Raw genomic sequence first — 16,578 nt, 5'->3', positions numbered from 1 at the left:
TCAGCGCACCCGGCGTACCAGTCGGAGCGCATCCAGCAGCACGAACAGCGGCGCCCACAGCAGCATGCCCAGCACCGGCGCCAGCCAGAACATCCACGGCAGCTGCGGCGCGCCCAGGGCGACGTGGATCGCGGCCGTGACCACGCGGTCGTTGAGCAGCAGCCCGCCGATCGCCAGCGCCTGCTGCGCCATCGGGAAGAACCGCAGCTGGTTGCGGAAGCGCTGCAGGATGAAGGCCATGATCGTCAGCCGCAGCGCCTGTTCGCCGAGCAGGCCGCCGAAGGCCAGGTCGCCGAGCAGGCCCGCCAGGAAGGCGAAGCCGAGGCCGGCGTTGCCGCTGTCCTCGATGACCCAGTAGGCGACGACCAGCGCCAGCCAGTACGGCCGCAACGGCTGCAGGCCCGCCGGCAGCGGCAGCAGGCCGAGCAGCAGCGCCACCAGCACGCTCAGCGGCAGCAGCCAGTGGCTGCGGGTGCGCCTCATCGCGCTTCCCCGCTTCCGGCGGCCGGCGGCGCCGGCAAGGCATCGCCGGACGGCAGGACCGGCACGTCGCCGCGGTCCGCATCGCTTCCTGCGGCGGCCGGCTCCGGCGGCTGCGCCAGGTCCTGCAGCAGCAGCACGTCGCGGCCGCGGTCGAGCCGCGCCGCCGGCGCCACGTCGCCGACCAGGAACGCGCGGCTGTCGTCGGGCGCCAGCGCGGCGATGCTGCCGACCGGGAAACCGGCCGGGAAGCGTCCGCCGAGGCCCGAGGTGACCAGTTCGTCGCCGACTTCCACGTCGCTCGACAGCGGCACGTTCGGCAGCCGCAGCCGGTCGCTGCGCCCCTGCCCATAGGCGATCAGGCGGACCCCGGTGCGTGCCACCACCACCGGTACCGCGTGGTCGGGGTCGGTGAGCAGCAGCACGGTCGCGGTGGTCGGGGTGGTTTCGATGATCTGCCCGACCAGGCCGCCGGCATCGATCACGCACTGGCCGTTGCGCACGCCGTCGCGGCTGCCTGCGCTGAGCATCAGCCGCTGCCGGGTCGGATCGAGGTCGACATCGAGGATCGGCGCCAGCTGCACGTCCAGGCCGCCGCGCTCGGCGGCGCCGAGCAGGCCGCGCAGGCGCGCGTTTTCCGCCGCCGCTGCCTGCAATCGCGCCAGCCGCGCATTGCCGACCAGCAGTTCGTTGCGCAGGCGGCGGTTGTCCTCGGCCAGCAGCGAGCGGGTGACCGCGTCCTCGCGCACGTTGCGGCCCAGCCGCGACGGCAGGCCCGCCAGCCACCACACCGGCTGCATCGCCACCGAGGCCTGGGCGCGGACGCGGTCGAGCCAGTCGCCGCGATGGTCGGCGACGATCAGCGCCACCGAGATCGCCAGGTACGCCAGCAGCCGCAAGGTGCCGGCGACATCGCCGGAACGGGGTGCGGCGGGACTGGCATAGGAAGACATTTAGGGCCGTGATTGGTGATTCGTGATTCGTTGCGGTCACCGCCGACCGAAAGGCGGGCTACCTGAAGACCGCGCGAAACATCATAGGGTTTTGCCAATCACGAATCACGAATCACCAATCACCCCTCATTCGGCGGCAAAGAACTCGTTGCCGTGCATGTCCAGCAGCTCCAGCGCGCGGCCGCCGCCACGGGCCACGCAGGTCAGCGGGTCCTCGGCGACCTGCACGTGCAGCCCGGTCTCCTCGCTGATCAACCGGTCCATGTCGCGCAGCAGGGCGCCGCCGCCGGTCAGCACGATGCCGCGCTCGGCGACGTCGGCGCACAGCTCCGGCGGGGTCTGCTCCAGCGCCTGCTTGATCGCCTCGACGATGCCCGCCAGCGGCTCGCGCAGGGCGTCGAGCACCTCCGTGGAGCCGATCTTGATCATCTTCGGCACGCCCTCGGCCAGGTGCCGGCCCGAGACCTCCATCTCGACGTTGCGTTCCTGCGGATAGGCACAGCCGATCTCGAGCTTGATCCGCTCGGCGGTGGACTCGCCGATCAGCATGCCGTGGTTGCGGCGCACGTAGTTGATGATCGACTCGTCGAAGCGGTCGCCGCCGATGCGCACCGACTGCGAGTAGACGATGCCGTTGAGCGCGATCACCGCGACCTCGGTGGTGCCGCCGCCGATGTCGACCACCATCGAGCCGCGCGCCTCGGTGACCGGCATGCCGGCGCCGATCGCCGCGGCCATCGGCTCCTCGATCAGGGAGACGTCGCGGGCGCCGGCCTCCATCGCCGAGTCCTTGATCGCGCGCTTCTCCACCTGGGTCGAGCCGCAGGGCACGCAGATCAGCACCCGCGGGCTGGGGCGGAGGAAGCGCGACTTGTGCACCTTGCGGATGAAATGCTTGAGCATCTCCTCGGTATAGGTGAAGTCGGCGATCACCCCGTCCTTCATCGGCCGGTGGGTGGTGATGTTGCCGGGGGTGCGGCCGAGCATCTGCTTGGCCTCGCTGCCGACCGCGGCGACCGCCTTCTGGCCGCCGGCACGGTCCTGGCGCACCGCGACCACCGAAGGCTCGTTGAGCACGATGCCCTGGCCGCGGACGAAGATGAGGGTGTTGGCCGTGCCCAGGTCGATGGACAGGTCGTTGGAGAACAGGCCGCGGAACTTCTTGAACATCGGGGAATAGGGTCCGTCAGGGCGCCGCGCGCGGGGCCGGCGCTATCGAAAGATGGAGGGGATCGGGAGCCGACAAGCCTAGCAAAAAGGCGCTCGGGCGTGGGGCGGATGCGGGTGCACGGGCGCGGGTGAGTGGGGCGGCTCCGGGGGCCGCCGGCCGGCGAGGGCCCGGGCACCGGCCCGCTCCGGTGCGGGGGAGGGGCGACCATGTGGGAGCGACGGAAGTCGCGACTTCCGTCGCTCCCACACCTTGGCTCCCGCATCCGATCGGCAGCGGCAATCTGCCGTCCGGCGCCCGGCTGGCCTCCCCCCGCCCGGGCCGCTACCCTAGCGGCCTTCGAAAATCGAGTGCTGCGCCGATGTCCGTCCTGATCTGCGGTTCCCTGGCCTACGACACCATCATGGTGTTCCCCGACCAGTTCAAGAACCACATCCTTCCGGACAAGGTGCACATCCTGAACGTGTCGTTCCTGGTGCCGCGGATGCGCCGCGAGTTCGGCGGCTGCGCCGGCAACATCGCCTACAACCTCAAGCTGCTCGGCGGCGAACCCATCCCGATGGCGACCGTCGGCCAGGACTTCGGCCCGTACCGGGAATGGTTCGAGGAGATGGAGATCCGCCTGGACCAGGTGAAGGTGATCGAGGAGCTGTTCACCCCGCAGGCCTTCATCACCACCGACCACGACAACAACCAGATCACCGCCTTCCATCCCGGCGCGATGATGCGCAGCTACGAGAACCACGTGAAGCAGGTGGAAGGCGTGAAGTTCGGCATCGTCAGCCCCGACGGGCGCGAGGGCATGCTGCAGAATGCGCAGGAGTTCTTCGAGGGCGGCATTCCCTTCATCTTCGATCCGGGCCAGGCGATGCCGCTGTTCAACGGCGACGAGCTGCGCAACTTCATCGAGCAGGCCGACTACGTCACCGTCAACGACTACGAATCCAACCTGCTGCAGGAGCGCACCGGCTGGAGCGAGGAGCGGATCGCCGGCAAGGTGAAGGCCTACATCGCCACGCGCGGCCCCAAGGGCGCGATCATCCGCGCCGGCGACAAGGTCTACGACATCCCGCCCGCGCACGAGCGCCGCGTCACCGATCCCACCGGCTGCGGCGACGCCTTCCGCGCCGGGCTGATCTTCGGCCTCACCGGCGGCTACGACTGGATGACCACCGGCCGCATCGCCAACCTGATGGGCGCGCTCAAGGTCGAGCATCCCGGCACCCAGAACCAGCGCTTCGACTACGCCGAGTTCGCCGAACAGTTCCGCCAGCAGTTCGGCTACGCGCTGTAGGGCTACTCCGCTCCCGCTCTTGTAGGAGGGGCTTCAGCCCCGACCGCGCGGGCGAACAATAGATGCTCTCTGCCGTTGTTTACCTTCGCAACGCGCGGCGGCGCGTTCATCGTGGTCGCCACCGATGGGGCTGCCTGGCGCGCCTCAATCCCAGCCCGGCATCCGCGAGCGGTCCAGGCCGCCGACCTCGAACACCGCGGTGCGGGTACCGCCGGCCTTCACCGGGAACTCGACCGTCAGCGTCTTCGCGCCCTCGCTCATGCGCCACAGCGCGGCCTCGTCCTCGATGAACATGGCGATCGCCTCGTCGGTGTCGGGGCGGTTGGCGGCCATGCGCCGCGGTTCGCCGTCGTCGACGGCCACCGGCACCCGGCACGCGCGGCCGCAGGCGAAATCGCCGGCCTGCAACACCAGGTAGCTGCTGCGGCCCCAGGACGGGTGGTCGCGGAAGATCAGCCGCACCGGTTTCGCGCCGCTGCCGTCGGTATCGACGTCCTCGCGTGCATAGATCGCGGCCGAGCGCTGCTGCCCGCCTTTCACTTCCTGCACGTTGTAGCTCCACAGGCCGGCGGTGCGCGCGTCCTCGCGCAGCGCGTCGGCCTTCGCCTTCACCTCGTCGAACTGCGCGCGCACGCGCGCGGCGGCCTCGGTGTCGGGAAAACGCGCCAGCAGCACGTCGGCCTGGGCCTTGGCCAGCGGCCAGTTCTCCTCCGCGACGGCGGCGTCGAAGCCGGCGGCCGCCTCGCCGGCGGCGCGCTCGTTGGCGGCGGCCTGCGCCTCGGCGCGCGCCTGCGCCTCGGCCTCGGGATCGCCGCAGCCCGGCAGCGCCAGGGCTGCCAGCAGCAGTGCCAGGGTGGAATTGCGAAGATTCATGCGGGTCTCGCCTCCTCGATCAGGACCGTCACCGCGGCGGCGACGGCATCGGGTCGTTCCATCAGGGTCATGTGGCCGCTGCCCTCGAGCAGCAGTTTGCGCGCATGCGGGATGCGTTGCGCGAACAGGTCCAGCGCGCTGGGGTCGATCACCCGGTCCTGCGCGCCCCAGACCAGCAGGGCGGGCTGCCGAATTTCCGCCGCCGCCTCGCCGGGCAGGAAGCGCGCCTCGCCACGGCCGATGCGGTCCAGCACCGACTGTTCGAACGCGCCCTCGCGGCGGCGGTGCGCGATGAGCGCGTGCGCGGCCGGCCACGGGATCGGCGGACGCGCGCTGCGATCGTGGAACAGCAGCGACAGGTACCGCTCGAGCGAGGCCGCGTCGCTGACGCCGAACGGGTTGCCGCCGTCGAGCACCTCGAGTCCGAAGCGGTTCTCGCCGAACTCCACGCCCGAGGCGTTGAGCAGCGCGACCCGTTCGATCAGCTCCGGATAACGCGCCGCCGCCACCGCGGCGATGCCGCCGCCCATCGAGTGTCCGAGCAGCACCACCGGGTACCCGCCGACGGCACGGATGAAGGCGGCGACGCGGGCGGCCTCGGCGGCATAGCCGTAATCGTCGCCGTCCTTGCGCTGGCTGTCACCCCAGCCGGGGAGGTCGGGAATGACCAGCCGGTAGCGGTCGCGCAGCCGCGCCGCCAGGCGGTACCAGTTCTCCTTGCTGCCGGTGTAGCCGTGCAGCATCACCAAGGTCGGCGCGTCCGCGTGCGATGCCGCGCGCTCGACCCAGGTCCAGGCACAGCCGTCGATGCCGCGCCGGTGCCGGCGCAGGCCGAGCGCGCGGCGCTGGCGTGCGTATTCGGCGCGCACCAGCCGGTAGGGATCCCGCCACAGCGCGAACGCCAGGGCGATCGCGCAGGCGAGTACCGCGACGGCGGCCAGCGACAGCGCGATCGTCGCGGCGTCCACGGCTCAGCCGGCCGGCGGCGCCTGCGGGGTCGTGCCGTCGGCACCGGTGTCGCCTTCGACCTCCGACTCCGGCGGCGGTGTCACCGCCGGAGCGGGTTTCGGCTTCGCCTCGTCGAGGGTCTTCTGCACCGACGCGGTGGTGATCGGGTGGTAACCGGGACGCGCGCGCTCGAACACGCGCCTGGCGAACGCCAGCCCCTCCTCGCTCTGCGCCAGCGCCTCGTACACCGGGATGATCAGCTTGCGACGGCCGATCCGCTGCAGGAACGCGCTCATCGGCTCGTAGGCGATCGCATAGCCGCTACGCACCGCCAGCGGATACCAGCGCATCGCCAGTTCGCCGTTGGGGGTGTCCGAGAACCCATAGGCCGTGTCGAGCTGCGACATCTGCTCCAGGGTCAGCGTCTCCGGCATGCCCTCGAGGAAGTGGATCCATTCCTGCGTGGTCCATTCCGCGGTCATCGACTGCGGCGGCAGCTGTTCGCTGCCGAGCCAGGCCAGCCGCGCCGAATCCACCAGCCCCAGCCGCGGCGACAGCACCTGCGGCGCCGAAGCGGGAATGCCGGGCTCGTACAGCCACTCTTCCAGCTCGGCCTCGGTCACCGCGTCCTGCTTCTTCGGCAGCAGCTCCGCCTTTGCGTACTCGACGAAGGTCGCGGTGGAGATGCTCTGGAAGGCGAAATGGTCGAAGTAGCCGCGCAGGAACGCATCGAGCGTCTCGCGGCCGAAGCGCTCTTCCAGGAACTGCAGGAACCAGGCGCCCTTGTCGTAGGCGACCGCGCCGAAGGTGTCGTCGGGATCGCGCGCATCGCCCGGACGCACCGCGAGCACCTGCAGTTCGGAACGCGTGTCGGCGAGCTCCTTCTGCAGGCCCTCGCGCGCGATCACGAATTCCATGTCGGCGATCTCCTTGCCGTACAGTGCCTCGACGATGCGGTTCTCCACGTACGAGGTGAAGCCCTCGTTGAGCCACATGTCCTTCCAGCTGGCGTTGGTGACCAGGTTGCCGGACCAGCTGTGCGCCAGCTCGTGCGCGATCAGCGACACCAGCGACTTGTCACCGACGATCACCGTGGGGGTGATGAACGACAGGCGCGGGTTCTCCATGCCGCCGAACGGGAACGACGGCGGCAGGATCAGCAGGTCGTAGCGCTCCCAGCGGTACGGTCCGTACAGCTGCTCGGTGGTGCGGATCATCTCCTCGGTGTCGGCGAACTCGGCCACCGCGGCGTCGACGGTGGCCGGCTCGGCCCACACGCCGGCGCGCTGCGAGATCGGCTGGAACACCAGGTCGCCGGCGGCGATCGCCATCAGGTAGGACGGGATCTTCTGCGGCATCTCGAAGGCGTAGTCGCCGTCGCGTTCCGCGGCCGGATCGTTGTCGGCGCTCATCAGCACCATCACGTCCGGACGGGAGGCGATCTTCGCGCTGTAGGTGTAGCGCACCGACGGCGTGTCCTGCAGCGGCACCCAGCTGCGGGCGTGGATCGCCTGCGACTGGCTGAACATGAAGGGCAGCTCGCCGCCCTCGGTCATCGACGGCTCCAGCCACTGCAGGCCCGAGGCCTCGGGCGAGGTGCGGTAGGTCACGCGCACCAGGGCGTTGCGCTCCGGGGTCTCGATCGCCAGCCGGCTGCCGAGCAGCTCGTCGGGCGCGTCGAGCGTGTACTGCAGGGGCTGCCAGCCGCCGTCGGTCTGGCCTTCCACCTGCTCGATGGCCAGGTCGCGGGTGTCGAGCACCAGCTGGGTCGCGCCGTCGTCCTTCCAGTCGAGCGTGTAGGTGGCGGTGCCGGCCAGCGTCTTGCTGTCGAAATCGAGCGCCAGGTCGAGCGCCAGGTCGTCGATGACGACCTTCTCCGGCTCGGCATAGGAATGTTCGTCGCGGTCTTCGGCGGACACGGCGGTCTCCGGCCGGGCGGTGGGAGTCGCGGTTTCGGGAGTGGCTTCGCGCTGGCAGCCGGCGGCGAACAGGGCGAGCAGCGACAGCGCCACGAGGGGGATCAGGCGGCCGGATCGGATCGGGGGAAAGCGCATGGAGGGCAAATCCTCGGCGGATCGGGCCTGCGAGTTTACCGTTCCGGGCATGGGCACGGGTCCGCCGCGGCGTCCCAAGCATGCATCGCGTGGTCGATGATCCGCTGCAGGCGCCGCCGCGACGCACCCGCGCGCGCCTGCAGCGACAGTCCCTGCAGCAGCGCGTCGTAGTAGCCGGCGAGCGCGCCGACATCGGCATTCCGCGGCAGTTCGCCCGCGCCGACCGCGCGCCGCAGCCGGCGCAGCAGCGCTTCGGACACCGCGCGCTGGCTGGCGGCGAGGCGGGCGCGCACGGCGGCGTGTTCGGGTGCGCAGCCGACCGCGGCGGTCACCACCAGGCAGCCCGGCGGCGTGGCCGGATTGCAGTAGGCATCGGCGTTGTCGCGCAGCATCGCCTCCACCGCCGCGCGCGCCGTCGGCTGCTCGCGCAGGGCCCGGGCGGTGGCGTTCTCTTCCTGCTCGTAGCGCGTCATGGCCTCGGCGAACAGCGCTTCCTTGTCGCCGAAGGCGGCGTACAGGCTCGGGCGGTTGATGCCCATCGCCGCGGTCAGCTCGCCGATCGAGGCGCCGTCGTAGCCGCGCTCCCAGAACACGTGCATCGCCGCGCGCAGCGCGGCGTCGCGGTCGAAGCCGCGTGGTCGGCCACGGGCGCCCATGGATGGAACGTTCTTTTTCATACCGAATTGAACATAAATCCCTTGACGCGCGGATTCAAGCAGGCATTATTTAACTACCATTCGGTACACAAAGGATGCAACATGACGCAATTGACCGGCAAGACCGCACTGGTGACCGGCGGCAGCCGCGGCATCGGCGCGGCGATCGCCAGGCGGCTGGCGCGCGAAGGCGCCGATGTCGCGCTGACCTACGTCAGTTCGGCCGAGCGCGCGGGCGCGGTCGCCGCGGCGATCGAGGCGGGTGGACGCCGGGCGCTGGCGATCGCCGCCGACAGCGCCGATCCGCAGGCGGTGGCCGCCGCGGTGGAGCGCACCGTGGCCGGACTCGGCCGGATCGACATCCTGGTCAACAACGCCGGCATCTTCCCGTACGAGCCGCTGGAAGCGGTCGCGCTGGAGACCTTCGACCGCGCCATGGCGATCCACGTGCGCGCCGCCTTCGTCGCCGCGCAGGCGGCCGCGCGCCACATGCGCGAGGGCGGGCGCATCATCAACATCGGCAGCTGCCTGGCCGAACGCACCGGCGGTCCCAACATGACCGTGTACGCCGCCAGCAAGGCGGCACTGACGGGGCTGAGCAAGGGCCTGGCGCAGGATCTCGGTGCGCGCGGAATCACCGTCAACGTCGTCCACCCCGGCCCGGTCGACACCGACATGAATCCCGCCGATGCCGATGCCGCCGACGCGCAACGGCAGGGGCTGCCGTTGGGGCACTTCGGGAGCGCGGACGACGTCGCGGCGATGGTCGCGCACCTGGCCGGCGAAGGCGGGCGCTTCGTCACCGGCGCGGCGATCTCGGTCGACGGCGGGTTCAGCGCGTGAACGCGGTGCCGCGGTCGCAGGCGACATCGGCGATCGCGGCATCCGCATCGCGCACCGGCGTGGCCGCGATGCTCGCCTTCGCCACCGCGGTGGTGGTGTCCACGGAATTCCTCGTGGTGGGGCTGCTGCCGGGCATGGCGCGCGATCTCGGCGTGCCGATCGCCTCAGCCGGTGCGCTGGTGTCGGGCTTCGCGCTGTCCGCGGCACTGTTCGGGGCGCCGCTGACGCTGTTGGTCGCCCGGCTGGCGCCGCATCGCGTGCTGGTCGCGGTGCTGCTGTGCTTCGCCGCGGGCAATCTGTTGATCGCATTGCTGCCGGGCTATCCGCTCGTCCTCGCGGTCCGCGTGGTCGAGGGGGCGAGCCTGCCGGTGCTGATCAGCGTCGGCAGCGCGGCGGCCGCCCGGCTGGCCGGCCCGGGCCAGGCAGGCCGCGCCGTGGCGCGCGTCTACATCGGCGTGGTGGCGGCGCTCGCCCTGGCGATACCGGCGGGCGTACTGCTGGCCGATCGCGTCGACTGGCGGGCGAGCTTCGGCGTGCTCGCGCTGGCCGCGGCCGCGGCGGCGGCATGGCTGGCCGCGGCATTTCCGCGGCTGGGTGCCTCCACGCCGGGCCCGGTCCGGATCCAGGCCGCGATCCTGCGGCGTGGCCGGTTCCAGGCCCATCTGCTGCTGTCGGCGTGCCTGACCGCGGCGACGTTCGCGGCCTACACCTACCTGGCGGCCTGGCTGGAGGCGGTGGCCGGCTACGGCAGCGCCGGCACCGCCGCAGCCCTGATGGCCTTCGGCACGATGGGCATCGCCGGCAACTGGATCGCCGGACGCCTGGCCGAACGCGGGCCGGTCACCGCCAGCATCGGCGCGGCGCTGCTGCTGGCGCCGATCCTGGCCGGACTTTCGCTGACGGGCGGCAATCCGCTGCTGTTCGCACCGCTGCTGGCCGTCTGGGGCATGGCACAGGCGGCCGTGCTGCTGCTGTGCCAGGTGCGGACGATGCTCGCGGCGCCGACGGCACCGGCCTTCGCCGCCGCGCTCAACCTCTCGGCGTGCAATCTCGGCATCGCCGGCGGTGCGATCGCGGGCGGCTGGACGATCGCGCAGTTCGGCATCGGCGCGATCGGATTCGCGGGTACCGCGCTGGCGCTCTGCGCGCTCGCCGTGGCCGCTGCGCTGCGCTCGGCGGCATCCGGATGAAACATCTGACGGTCCGCCGTGCCCTGCGGCGCCAGGCGCCCTGGTCATCGCCCGTGCCATCCTGTGACGGCTTCATCCCGACCCAAACTGTGACCTGACCCATGCACACGCCATCGACAACCACGCTCGCCTGGATCCTGCTGATCGTCGCCGGCCTGCTCGAGATCGTCTGGGCGATCGCCCTCAAGCAGAGCGACGGATTCTCCCGGCTCTGGCCCAGCGTGCTCGGCCTGACGACCGCGGCGATCAGCTTCGCCCTGCTCACCCTGGCGCTGAAGGACCTGCCGGCCGGCTCCGCCTACGCGGTGTGGGTGGGCATCGGCGCGCTCGGCGTGGCCGCGGTCGGCATCCTCGCGCTCGGCGAGAGCGCGTCGCCGGCGCGGCTGGGCTGCCTGCTGCTGATCCTGATCGGCGTGATCGGCCTCAGGTTCATCGAGTCGTAAGCGCAGGCGGTGGGGCCGCCGGACGCGCCACGCGTCAGACCCGGTAGCCGTCGTGGATGGCGACGATGCCGCCGGAGAGGTTGCGGTAGCGGCAGCGCTCGAATCCGGCACCTTCCATCATCGCCTTCAACTCTTCCTGCGGCGGATGCTTGCGGATCGATTCGGCGAGGTATTGGTAGCTGTCGGCATCCCTGGCGAACAGCTTGCCCAGCCGCGGCAGCACCTGGAAGGAGTGGAAATCGTACAGCGGCCGGAACCAGTCCGCCTTCACCCGCGAGAATTCCAGCACCCGCGCTTGCCCGCCGACCTTGAGCACGCGATGCATCTCGCGCAGCGCCGCGTCCTTGTCGGTGACGTTGCGCAGGCCGAAGGCGATCGTGACCAGGTCGAAGCTGGAATCCGGGAACGGCAGCGTTTCGGCGTTGCACTGCACGTACTCGAACCCGCGCACGTGGCCGCGGTCGGTCATGCGGTCGCGGCCGACCCGCAGCATGGCGCCGTTGATGTCGCCGAGCACCAGCGCGCCGCCGTCGCCCACGCGCTCGCGCAGCAACGCGGCGATGTCGCCGGTGCCGCCGGCGAGGTCGAGCACGCGGTCGCCGCGCTTGACCTGCGCGGTGGCGACGAAATAGCGCTTCCACACCCGATGGATGCCCAGGCTCATCAGGTCGTTCATCAGGTCGTAGTTGCCGGCGACCGACGAGAACACCTCGCCGACCAGCTTCTGCTTCTCGGCGGCCGGCACTTCGCGGAAGCCGAAGTGGGTGGTGCCGGGCTTGTCGGATGCGCTCATGGGGCGATTATCGCCGATCCTCCGGACCGGATGCGCGGCGACTTCATCGCTGCCCATCCGGAGGTCTGGAATGAGGACATCGGCGAGGATTGATCCTCGGCCGGTACCACCCTCGACATCCGCCGATCGGCCGACGTGCGTATGGAACCGGCGCGAACGTCAAGGCCACGTCCGGATTTTCCAACGGCTTTCGTTCGATCTGTCTGAGAGGTTTTCTGGGCCGGATGGGGCGACTGCCGGAACGGCATGTTTACTTTTCACCTGTTCAGGACGATGCCGCTCCTGGCACAGTCAGAATCAAGCGTCGGGCCGGCCAGCATGATCGGAGGAGCACCGAGATGGGAAGACTGCTGTCCAAGGGAAATACAGGCCTTGATGTCACCGAGCTTCAGGCCGCACTGAACTTCCACGTCCGCGCACCGGCCACGCCATTGGTTCCCGACGGAATCTTCGGCCCGCTCACCGATGCACGCCTTCGCGAGTTCCAGCGCCTGGCGCAGATTCACGCCGACGGCATCGCCGGACCGGTGACGATCGGCATGCTCTATCGCGCGCACGGTGGCGTCGTCGAAGCCCTGCTGGTCCCCTACAAGATCGAGGCTCACCAGGCATTTTTCCGGGGCCGGATACCCGCCGGCCTCGGCCCGCGCTTGGCCCCGTTCGGCGCTCCTGGCATGAGGCAGCTCGGGCCGGCGGGGCCGAGTGCCAGCCCACCCAAACAGCCCGTCCCGCAGACGCGCGCGGTCGTGAGCGCGGGCTTCGAAATCGAAAACAAGTTCGTCCTCGGCGGCCAGTCCAAGACGGAATTCAAGCACACGGTGAAGCTCACGCTCAGCCCGAAAATCCCCTGGCCCGTCCTGCTGCCCGATCCGCTCAAGCTCGAGGTTGCGGCCAGCACGCCCGGCCCGAACCAGTACCAGCTCAGCGGCAAAATCAAGATGCCCTTCAAATTGGATAAAGGCGGCCGCCTGGAACTGGCGCCCTACTTTTCCGTCGGATCCGGAATGAAGCAAGGGAACTACCGCGATCTCAACCTCGGAGGTGGCGCAAGCCTCAAGCTTAAGCTGCTCGACAACATCGGCGGCCAAGGCCCGAGCCTGTCGCTATCGGCCGATGGCGCATTGAAGAGCAATCATGTCTTTGAAGCCGGCGAACACACATCCAAGGGGATCTTCCAGCAGAACCTCAGTATCCAATTGATGTTCTGAGCCCTGCTCCCACTCCATCGGCAGGAACGATGCCCCGCGGGCTGGCATCATGTCCGGCATGGACACGTCGTCTCCCATCCGCTGGCAGGTCCGGCGCTTCCGCGAACTCGACCTCGACATGCTGTATGCAGTGCTCAGGCTGCGCGCCGAGGTGTTCGTGGTCGAACAGAACTGCGTCTATCTCGACCCGGACGACCGGGACCGCCACCCCAACACCCTGCACCTGCTGGGGCTGGCCGCGGACGACGCGCTGGCGGCGTACCTGCGGGTCCTGCCGCCGGGGCTGGCCTACCCGCAGGTCAGCTTCGGCCGCGTCGTGACGGCCGCGGCCTTCCGCGGCCGCGGCCTGGGCGATCCGCTGCTGCGCGAGGCCCTGCGCGAGATCGACCGGCACTGGCCGGGCACGGACGTCCGGATCGGCGCGCAGGCGCACCTGCGCACCTACTACGGCCGGCACGGCTTCGTGGCCGCCTCCGAGCCGTACCTGGAAGACGGCATTCCGCACATCGACATGCTGCGCCGCGCCGATGGAGAATCCGGCACATGAACGCACCCGACTACGCCGCCATGCTCGAGATCGCCGTCGCCGAGGCCCGCCAGGGCCTGGCCGAGGGCGGCATCCCGATCGGCGCCGCCCTGTTCCACCGCGATGGCCGCCTGCTCGGCCGCGGCCACAACCGCCGCGTGCAGGAAGGCGACCCGTCGGTGCATGGCGAGACCGACGCCTTCCGCAAGGCCGGCCGGCAGCGCAGCTATCGCGACACCGTCATGGTCACTACCCTCGCCCCGTGCTGGTACTGCAGCGGCCTGGTGCGGCAGTTCGGCATCGGCATGGTGGTGGTGGGCGAGTCGGTCAACTTCCAGGGCGGCACGGATTGGCTGCGCGAGCACGGGATCGAGATGGTCGACCTCAACGACGACGCCTGCATCCGCATGCTCGGCGACTGGATCGCCGCGCATCCCGAGGTGTGGAACGAGGATATCGGCGAGGATTGACGCCGCGCATGCCGCACGTCGTGCGTTCGGAGCCATGACTTCCGGAGGATGGCGCACAGGCCGGCGCCGGGAGGATGATCGCAGCATGTGCGATGCCTCCCACGAGACCCGTCACGAACGCACCGCCAGCCTGGCGATGCACCGGCATCGCGCGGCCTATGTCGCGCTGGTGGTCGACGGCAGCCACGTCGAGGCCAGCGCCGACGGCGCCTGGGACTGCGAACCGGGCACGCTGGTGGTGCATCCGCCGTGGCACGCGCACGGCAACCGCTTCGGGCGCCATGGCGCCCGTGTCCTCAACGTGACCCTGCCCGATGCGGACGTGCACGACCTCCGCGTACTGCGCACCCATGATGCGCGCGAGGCGCGCGAAGTGCTGTCGCGCGCACCGGCACGCATCGCCGAGCTGCTGGACGCCTCCAGCCCGCTGCCGCTGCGGCCGCTGCGGGATTGGCAGCGCCCCTTTCTCGAATCGCTGGTGCGCAGCGATCTCCCGGTCGGCCGCATCGCCGCCGATCTGGGCGTGTCGTTCGCGCATGCCAGCCGCAGCTTCGCGCGCAGCCACGGGCTGTCGCCACAGGCGCTTCGCGGCGAACTGCGCTGGCGGCGCGCACTGGCGGCGCTGACGGGCGACGAACCGCTGGCCGCGGTGGCGGGTGCCGCCGGCTATGCCGACCAGAGCCATATGACGCGGGCCTTCCGCGCCCGCACCGGCGTACCGCCGGCGCGGCTGCGGCGCCAGCTCAAATCCGTTCAAGACGCGGCCGGCGCGTCCCTGTTGCAATCGGCCCCGTACGCGGCGTGACGCTTCCCCGGTCCGCCGCCCTGTCGAGACGGAGACCCGATGATGCGATCCCTGCTGCCCCTGTCCGGCCTCGGCCTGTGCTTCGCCGCCTGCATGGCTCCGGCCGTCGAACCGGCGCAAAGCGAACCATACGCGCGCGACGCCATCGACGCCGCCAACAGCGCCATTCTCCAGGGCGACGCGAGACGCGCGATCGCCGTTCTTTCAACCGCCGCGCCGGACGGCTTCCGCGGCCCGCAACGCGACCAGCGCGCCTGCATGCTCGGGCGCCTGGACCGCGCGCGGCCGCCGTTCCTGGCCGACGGCATCGACGATCCTTTCGTGCGCAACGTGCTCGCTGCCTATCAGGACTACTGGTGGCACGCGCTGGCGACGCCGCGACAGCGCGCCGCGCTGGACGAACAGTTGCTGGCGCGCCTGCACAACATGATGGCGCAGGCCGGCATCGCGCATGACCGCAGCGGCGACTTCGATGCGACGGAAACGCAGCTGACGGCGGCACTGGGCGAACGCCGCTATCACGCGCAGATGGGGCGGACCCCGCCGTTGCGCGAACTGATGCTGTGGCGTACGCAGGGCACACGCGAATTCGACGTCCCGTTGCCCGAGGGCGAGCAGCGCGTCAAGGTGGAACTGCTCGATGACTTCGTCGCACTCGGCTGGTCGGCGTACGGCCGCTGCGATCATGGCTCCAACGGCGGCTGGGCCACCGCGGAGAAGCTGTTCGCCATCGTTCCCGTCTACGGCGACCTGGAGGCGGAGAAGTTCCGCGTGGTGTTCCTCGGCCACGAAGCCCAGCATTTCGCCGACCAGAACCGCTTCCCCGGCCTGGAGCCGTGGGAACTCGAATACCGCGCCAAGCTGGTGGAGCTGGCGCAGGCCGATGCGGTGAGCGCCAAGCGCCTGCGCGGCTTCATCACCGCGCAGAGCGACGATCCCGACTCGCCGCACACCTATGCCAACAAGCGGGTGGTCGAACACCTGCGCGCGAAACTGGATGCGGAACCGGACCAGGCGCCGCTGGCGCACCTGCAGGCCACCGCCCGGGAACTGCTGCTCGAGGACAGCGCGCGCCGGGAAGGCGGCGCGACGCACTGATCCGAACTGCGACCACGGCACGACGGCCTGCGGCGGTACCATGTCGCGTCCCCACCACGCCGGAACTGCCATGTCCGAGCACCGCGCCTCGATCCGCTGGACCCGCGGCGACACGCCGTTCGAATATCAGCGCTACCCACGCGATCACACCTGGGAATTCGACGGCGGCCAGCGCATCGCCGCCTCCGCCGCGCCCGGCTACCTGGGCAGCGAACAGGCCGTGGACCCGGAGGAGGCGCTGGTCGCGGCGCTCTCGTCGTGCCACATGCTCACGCTGCTGGCGATCGCGGCCAGGAAGGGCTGGACCGTGGACCGCTATGAGGACGACGCCGCCGGCATCCTGGAGAAGAACGCCGACGGCCGGCTGGCCGTCACCCGCGTGACGCTGCGCCCGACGATCGTCTTCGCCGACGGCGCCGCGCCGGACGCCGACGCCTTGGCGCGCCTGCACGCCCAGGCGCACGAGCACTGCTTCATCGCCAACTCGGTGAAGACCGAGGTCGAGATCGTTCCGCTCTGAATCCACGGGGGAACCGTCGGCCGGCGTCGTCCAGGGCGTCTGCCTCGCGTCGTCGACGGACGGCAATGAATGGGCCGCAGGCGCGACCGGCAGCTGTGCTGGCGGTCGGGAACAAATGATGCGAAAGACCATGTCGAGCAGCGCGGCGCGCCCGCTGCCCGGCCGGTCTATCGACGCGCTCTTCACCAACCGGCTGCGATGTTGATGGCGGTTTGCTTGAAGAGGTTTGTCGGTCGGTTTCAGACCCGTTGGCTGT

18 protein-coding genes are annotated in these 16,578 nt (G+C 70.3%); 10 read left to right on the top strand and 8 right to left on the bottom strand.

Annotated features, from left to right (window positions below):
- The 3 genes from mreD to AB5T46_RS00245 form a co-directional block, all read right to left on the bottom strand.
- The gene (gene mreD, locus AB5T46_RS00255) at positions 1–483 is read right to left on the bottom strand and encodes a rod shape-determining protein MreD (protein ID WP_370561746.1); all 483 of its coding nucleotides are present in this window, start codon (positions 481–483) and stop codon (positions 1–3) included.
- Positions 480–1,433: a rod shape-determining protein MreC gene (mreC, locus tag AB5T46_RS00250; protein ID WP_370561744.1), complete on the bottom strand. Its 954-nt coding sequence runs from the start codon at positions 1,431–1,433 to the stop codon at positions 480–482. Before mreC ends, mreD begins: the two co-directional genes overlap by 4 nt.
- Before the next feature lie 126 nt (positions 1,434–1,559).
- Complete coding sequence (locus tag AB5T46_RS00245; RefSeq protein ID WP_370561743.1) at positions 1,560–2,603, bottom strand: rod shape-determining protein; 1,044 nt, start codon at positions 2,601–2,603, stop codon at positions 1,560–1,562.
- A gap of 359 nt (positions 2,604–2,962) precedes the next feature.
- Between AB5T46_RS00245 and AB5T46_RS00240 the strand changes: the two genes are divergently transcribed.
- A complete protein-coding gene (locus tag AB5T46_RS00240) occupies positions 2,963–3,895 on the top strand; it encodes a carbohydrate kinase family protein (RefSeq protein ID WP_370561741.1) in 933 nt (310 codons plus the stop codon).
- A 144-nt stretch (positions 3,896–4,039) separates the two neighbouring features.
- Here AB5T46_RS00240 and AB5T46_RS00235 read toward each other — a convergent pair whose 3' ends face one another.
- Genes AB5T46_RS00235 through AB5T46_RS00220 form a run of 4 tightly spaced genes read right to left on the bottom strand, consistent with a single transcriptional unit; the run spans position 4,040 to position 8,426 of the window.
- The gene (locus AB5T46_RS00235; protein WP_370561740.1) at positions 4,040–4,768 is read right to left on the bottom strand and encodes a hypothetical protein; all 729 of its coding nucleotides are present in this window, start codon (positions 4,766–4,768) and stop codon (positions 4,040–4,042) included.
- Positions 4,765–5,736, bottom strand: coding sequence for an alpha/beta fold hydrolase (locus AB5T46_RS00230; protein WP_370561738.1), 972 nt, complete (start codon positions 5,734–5,736; stop codon positions 4,765–4,767). Before AB5T46_RS00230 ends, AB5T46_RS00235 begins: the two co-directional genes overlap by 4 nt.
- 3 nt (positions 5,737–5,739) lie before the next feature.
- Entirely contained in the window at positions 5,740–7,770 is a 2,031-nt protein-coding gene (locus tag AB5T46_RS00225) for a M1 family metallopeptidase (protein ID WP_370561737.1), read from the bottom strand.
- A 35-nt stretch (positions 7,771–7,805) separates the two neighbouring features.
- Positions 7,806–8,426 (bottom strand): TetR/AcrR family transcriptional regulator, encoded by a 621-nt coding sequence (locus AB5T46_RS00220; RefSeq protein ID WP_370561735.1) that lies wholly within the window; start codon positions 8,424–8,426, stop codon positions 7,806–7,808.
- Positions 8,427–8,528: 102 nt separating this feature from the next.
- Between AB5T46_RS00220 and AB5T46_RS00215 the strand changes: the two genes are divergently transcribed.
- The 3 genes from AB5T46_RS00215 (at position 8,529) to AB5T46_RS00205 (ending at position 10,902) form a co-directional block, all read left to right on the top strand.
- The gene (locus AB5T46_RS00215) at positions 8,529–9,269 is read left to right on the top strand and encodes an SDR family NAD(P)-dependent oxidoreductase (RefSeq protein WP_370561733.1); all 741 of its coding nucleotides are present in this window, start codon (positions 8,529–8,531) and stop codon (positions 9,267–9,269) included.
- Complete coding sequence (locus tag AB5T46_RS00210; RefSeq protein WP_370561732.1) at positions 9,266–10,459, top strand: MFS transporter; 1,194 nt, start codon at positions 9,266–9,268, stop codon at positions 10,457–10,459. Before AB5T46_RS00215 ends, AB5T46_RS00210 begins: the two co-directional genes overlap by 4 nt.
- A 101-nt stretch (positions 10,460–10,560) precedes the next feature.
- Positions 10,561–10,902 carry a DMT family transporter gene (locus AB5T46_RS00205; RefSeq protein ID WP_370561731.1) on the top strand — a complete coding sequence of 114 codons (342 nt, stop codon included), beginning with the start codon at positions 10,561–10,563 and terminating at the stop codon, positions 10,900–10,902.
- A 34-nt stretch (positions 10,903–10,936) separates the two neighbouring features.
- Here the strand turns inward: AB5T46_RS00205 and ubiE are convergent, their stop codons facing one another.
- On the bottom strand, positions 10,937–11,695 hold the full coding sequence (gene ubiE / locus AB5T46_RS00200; RefSeq protein ID WP_370561730.1) for a bifunctional demethylmenaquinone methyltransferase/2-methoxy-6-polyprenyl-1,4-benzoquinol methylase UbiE: 759 nt from the start codon (positions 11,693–11,695) through the stop codon (positions 10,937–10,939).
- Positions 11,696–12,033: 338 nt separating this feature from the next.
- Between ubiE and AB5T46_RS00195 the strand changes: the two genes are divergently transcribed.
- From AB5T46_RS00195 to AB5T46_RS00170, 6 genes are all read left to right on the top strand, one after another.
- Entirely contained in the window at positions 12,034–12,903 is an 870-nt protein-coding gene (locus tag AB5T46_RS00195) for a peptidoglycan-binding domain-containing protein (protein WP_370561727.1), read from the top strand.
- Between the two features lie 58 nt (positions 12,904–12,961).
- A complete protein-coding gene (locus tag AB5T46_RS00190) occupies positions 12,962–13,450 on the top strand; it encodes a GNAT family N-acetyltransferase (protein ID WP_370561726.1) in 489 nt (162 codons plus the stop codon).
- Positions 13,447–13,899, top strand: coding sequence for a nucleoside deaminase (locus tag AB5T46_RS00185; protein ID WP_370561725.1), 453 nt, complete (start codon positions 13,447–13,449; stop codon positions 13,897–13,899). The genes AB5T46_RS00190 and AB5T46_RS00185 overlap by 4 nt, the downstream gene beginning before the upstream one ends.
- Positions 13,900–13,984: 85 nt before the next feature.
- Positions 13,985–14,704, top strand: a complete 720-nt coding sequence (locus tag AB5T46_RS00180; protein ID WP_370561724.1) for a helix-turn-helix domain-containing protein — start codon at positions 13,985–13,987, stop codon at positions 14,702–14,704.
- Between the two features lie 39 nt (positions 14,705–14,743).
- Entirely contained in the window at positions 14,744–15,802 is a 1,059-nt protein-coding gene (locus AB5T46_RS00175) for a hypothetical protein (protein ID WP_370561723.1), read from the top strand.
- A 70-nt stretch (positions 15,803–15,872) separates the two neighbouring features.
- Positions 15,873–16,322, top strand: coding sequence for an OsmC family protein (locus tag AB5T46_RS00170; RefSeq protein WP_370561722.1), 450 nt, complete (start codon positions 15,873–15,875; stop codon positions 16,320–16,322).
- The last annotated feature ends 256 nt before the right edge of the window (positions 16,323–16,578 follow it).

The sequence above is a fragment of the Luteimonas salinilitoris genome, assembly GCF_041300785.1.
In the GTDB taxonomy this organism is placed as follows: domain Bacteria; phylum Pseudomonadota; class Gammaproteobacteria; order Xanthomonadales; family Xanthomonadaceae; genus Luteimonas; species Luteimonas salinilitoris.
The sequence above is the reverse complement of the archived record's forward strand: the minus strand, read 5'-3'. Positions and strand labels throughout refer to the sequence as shown.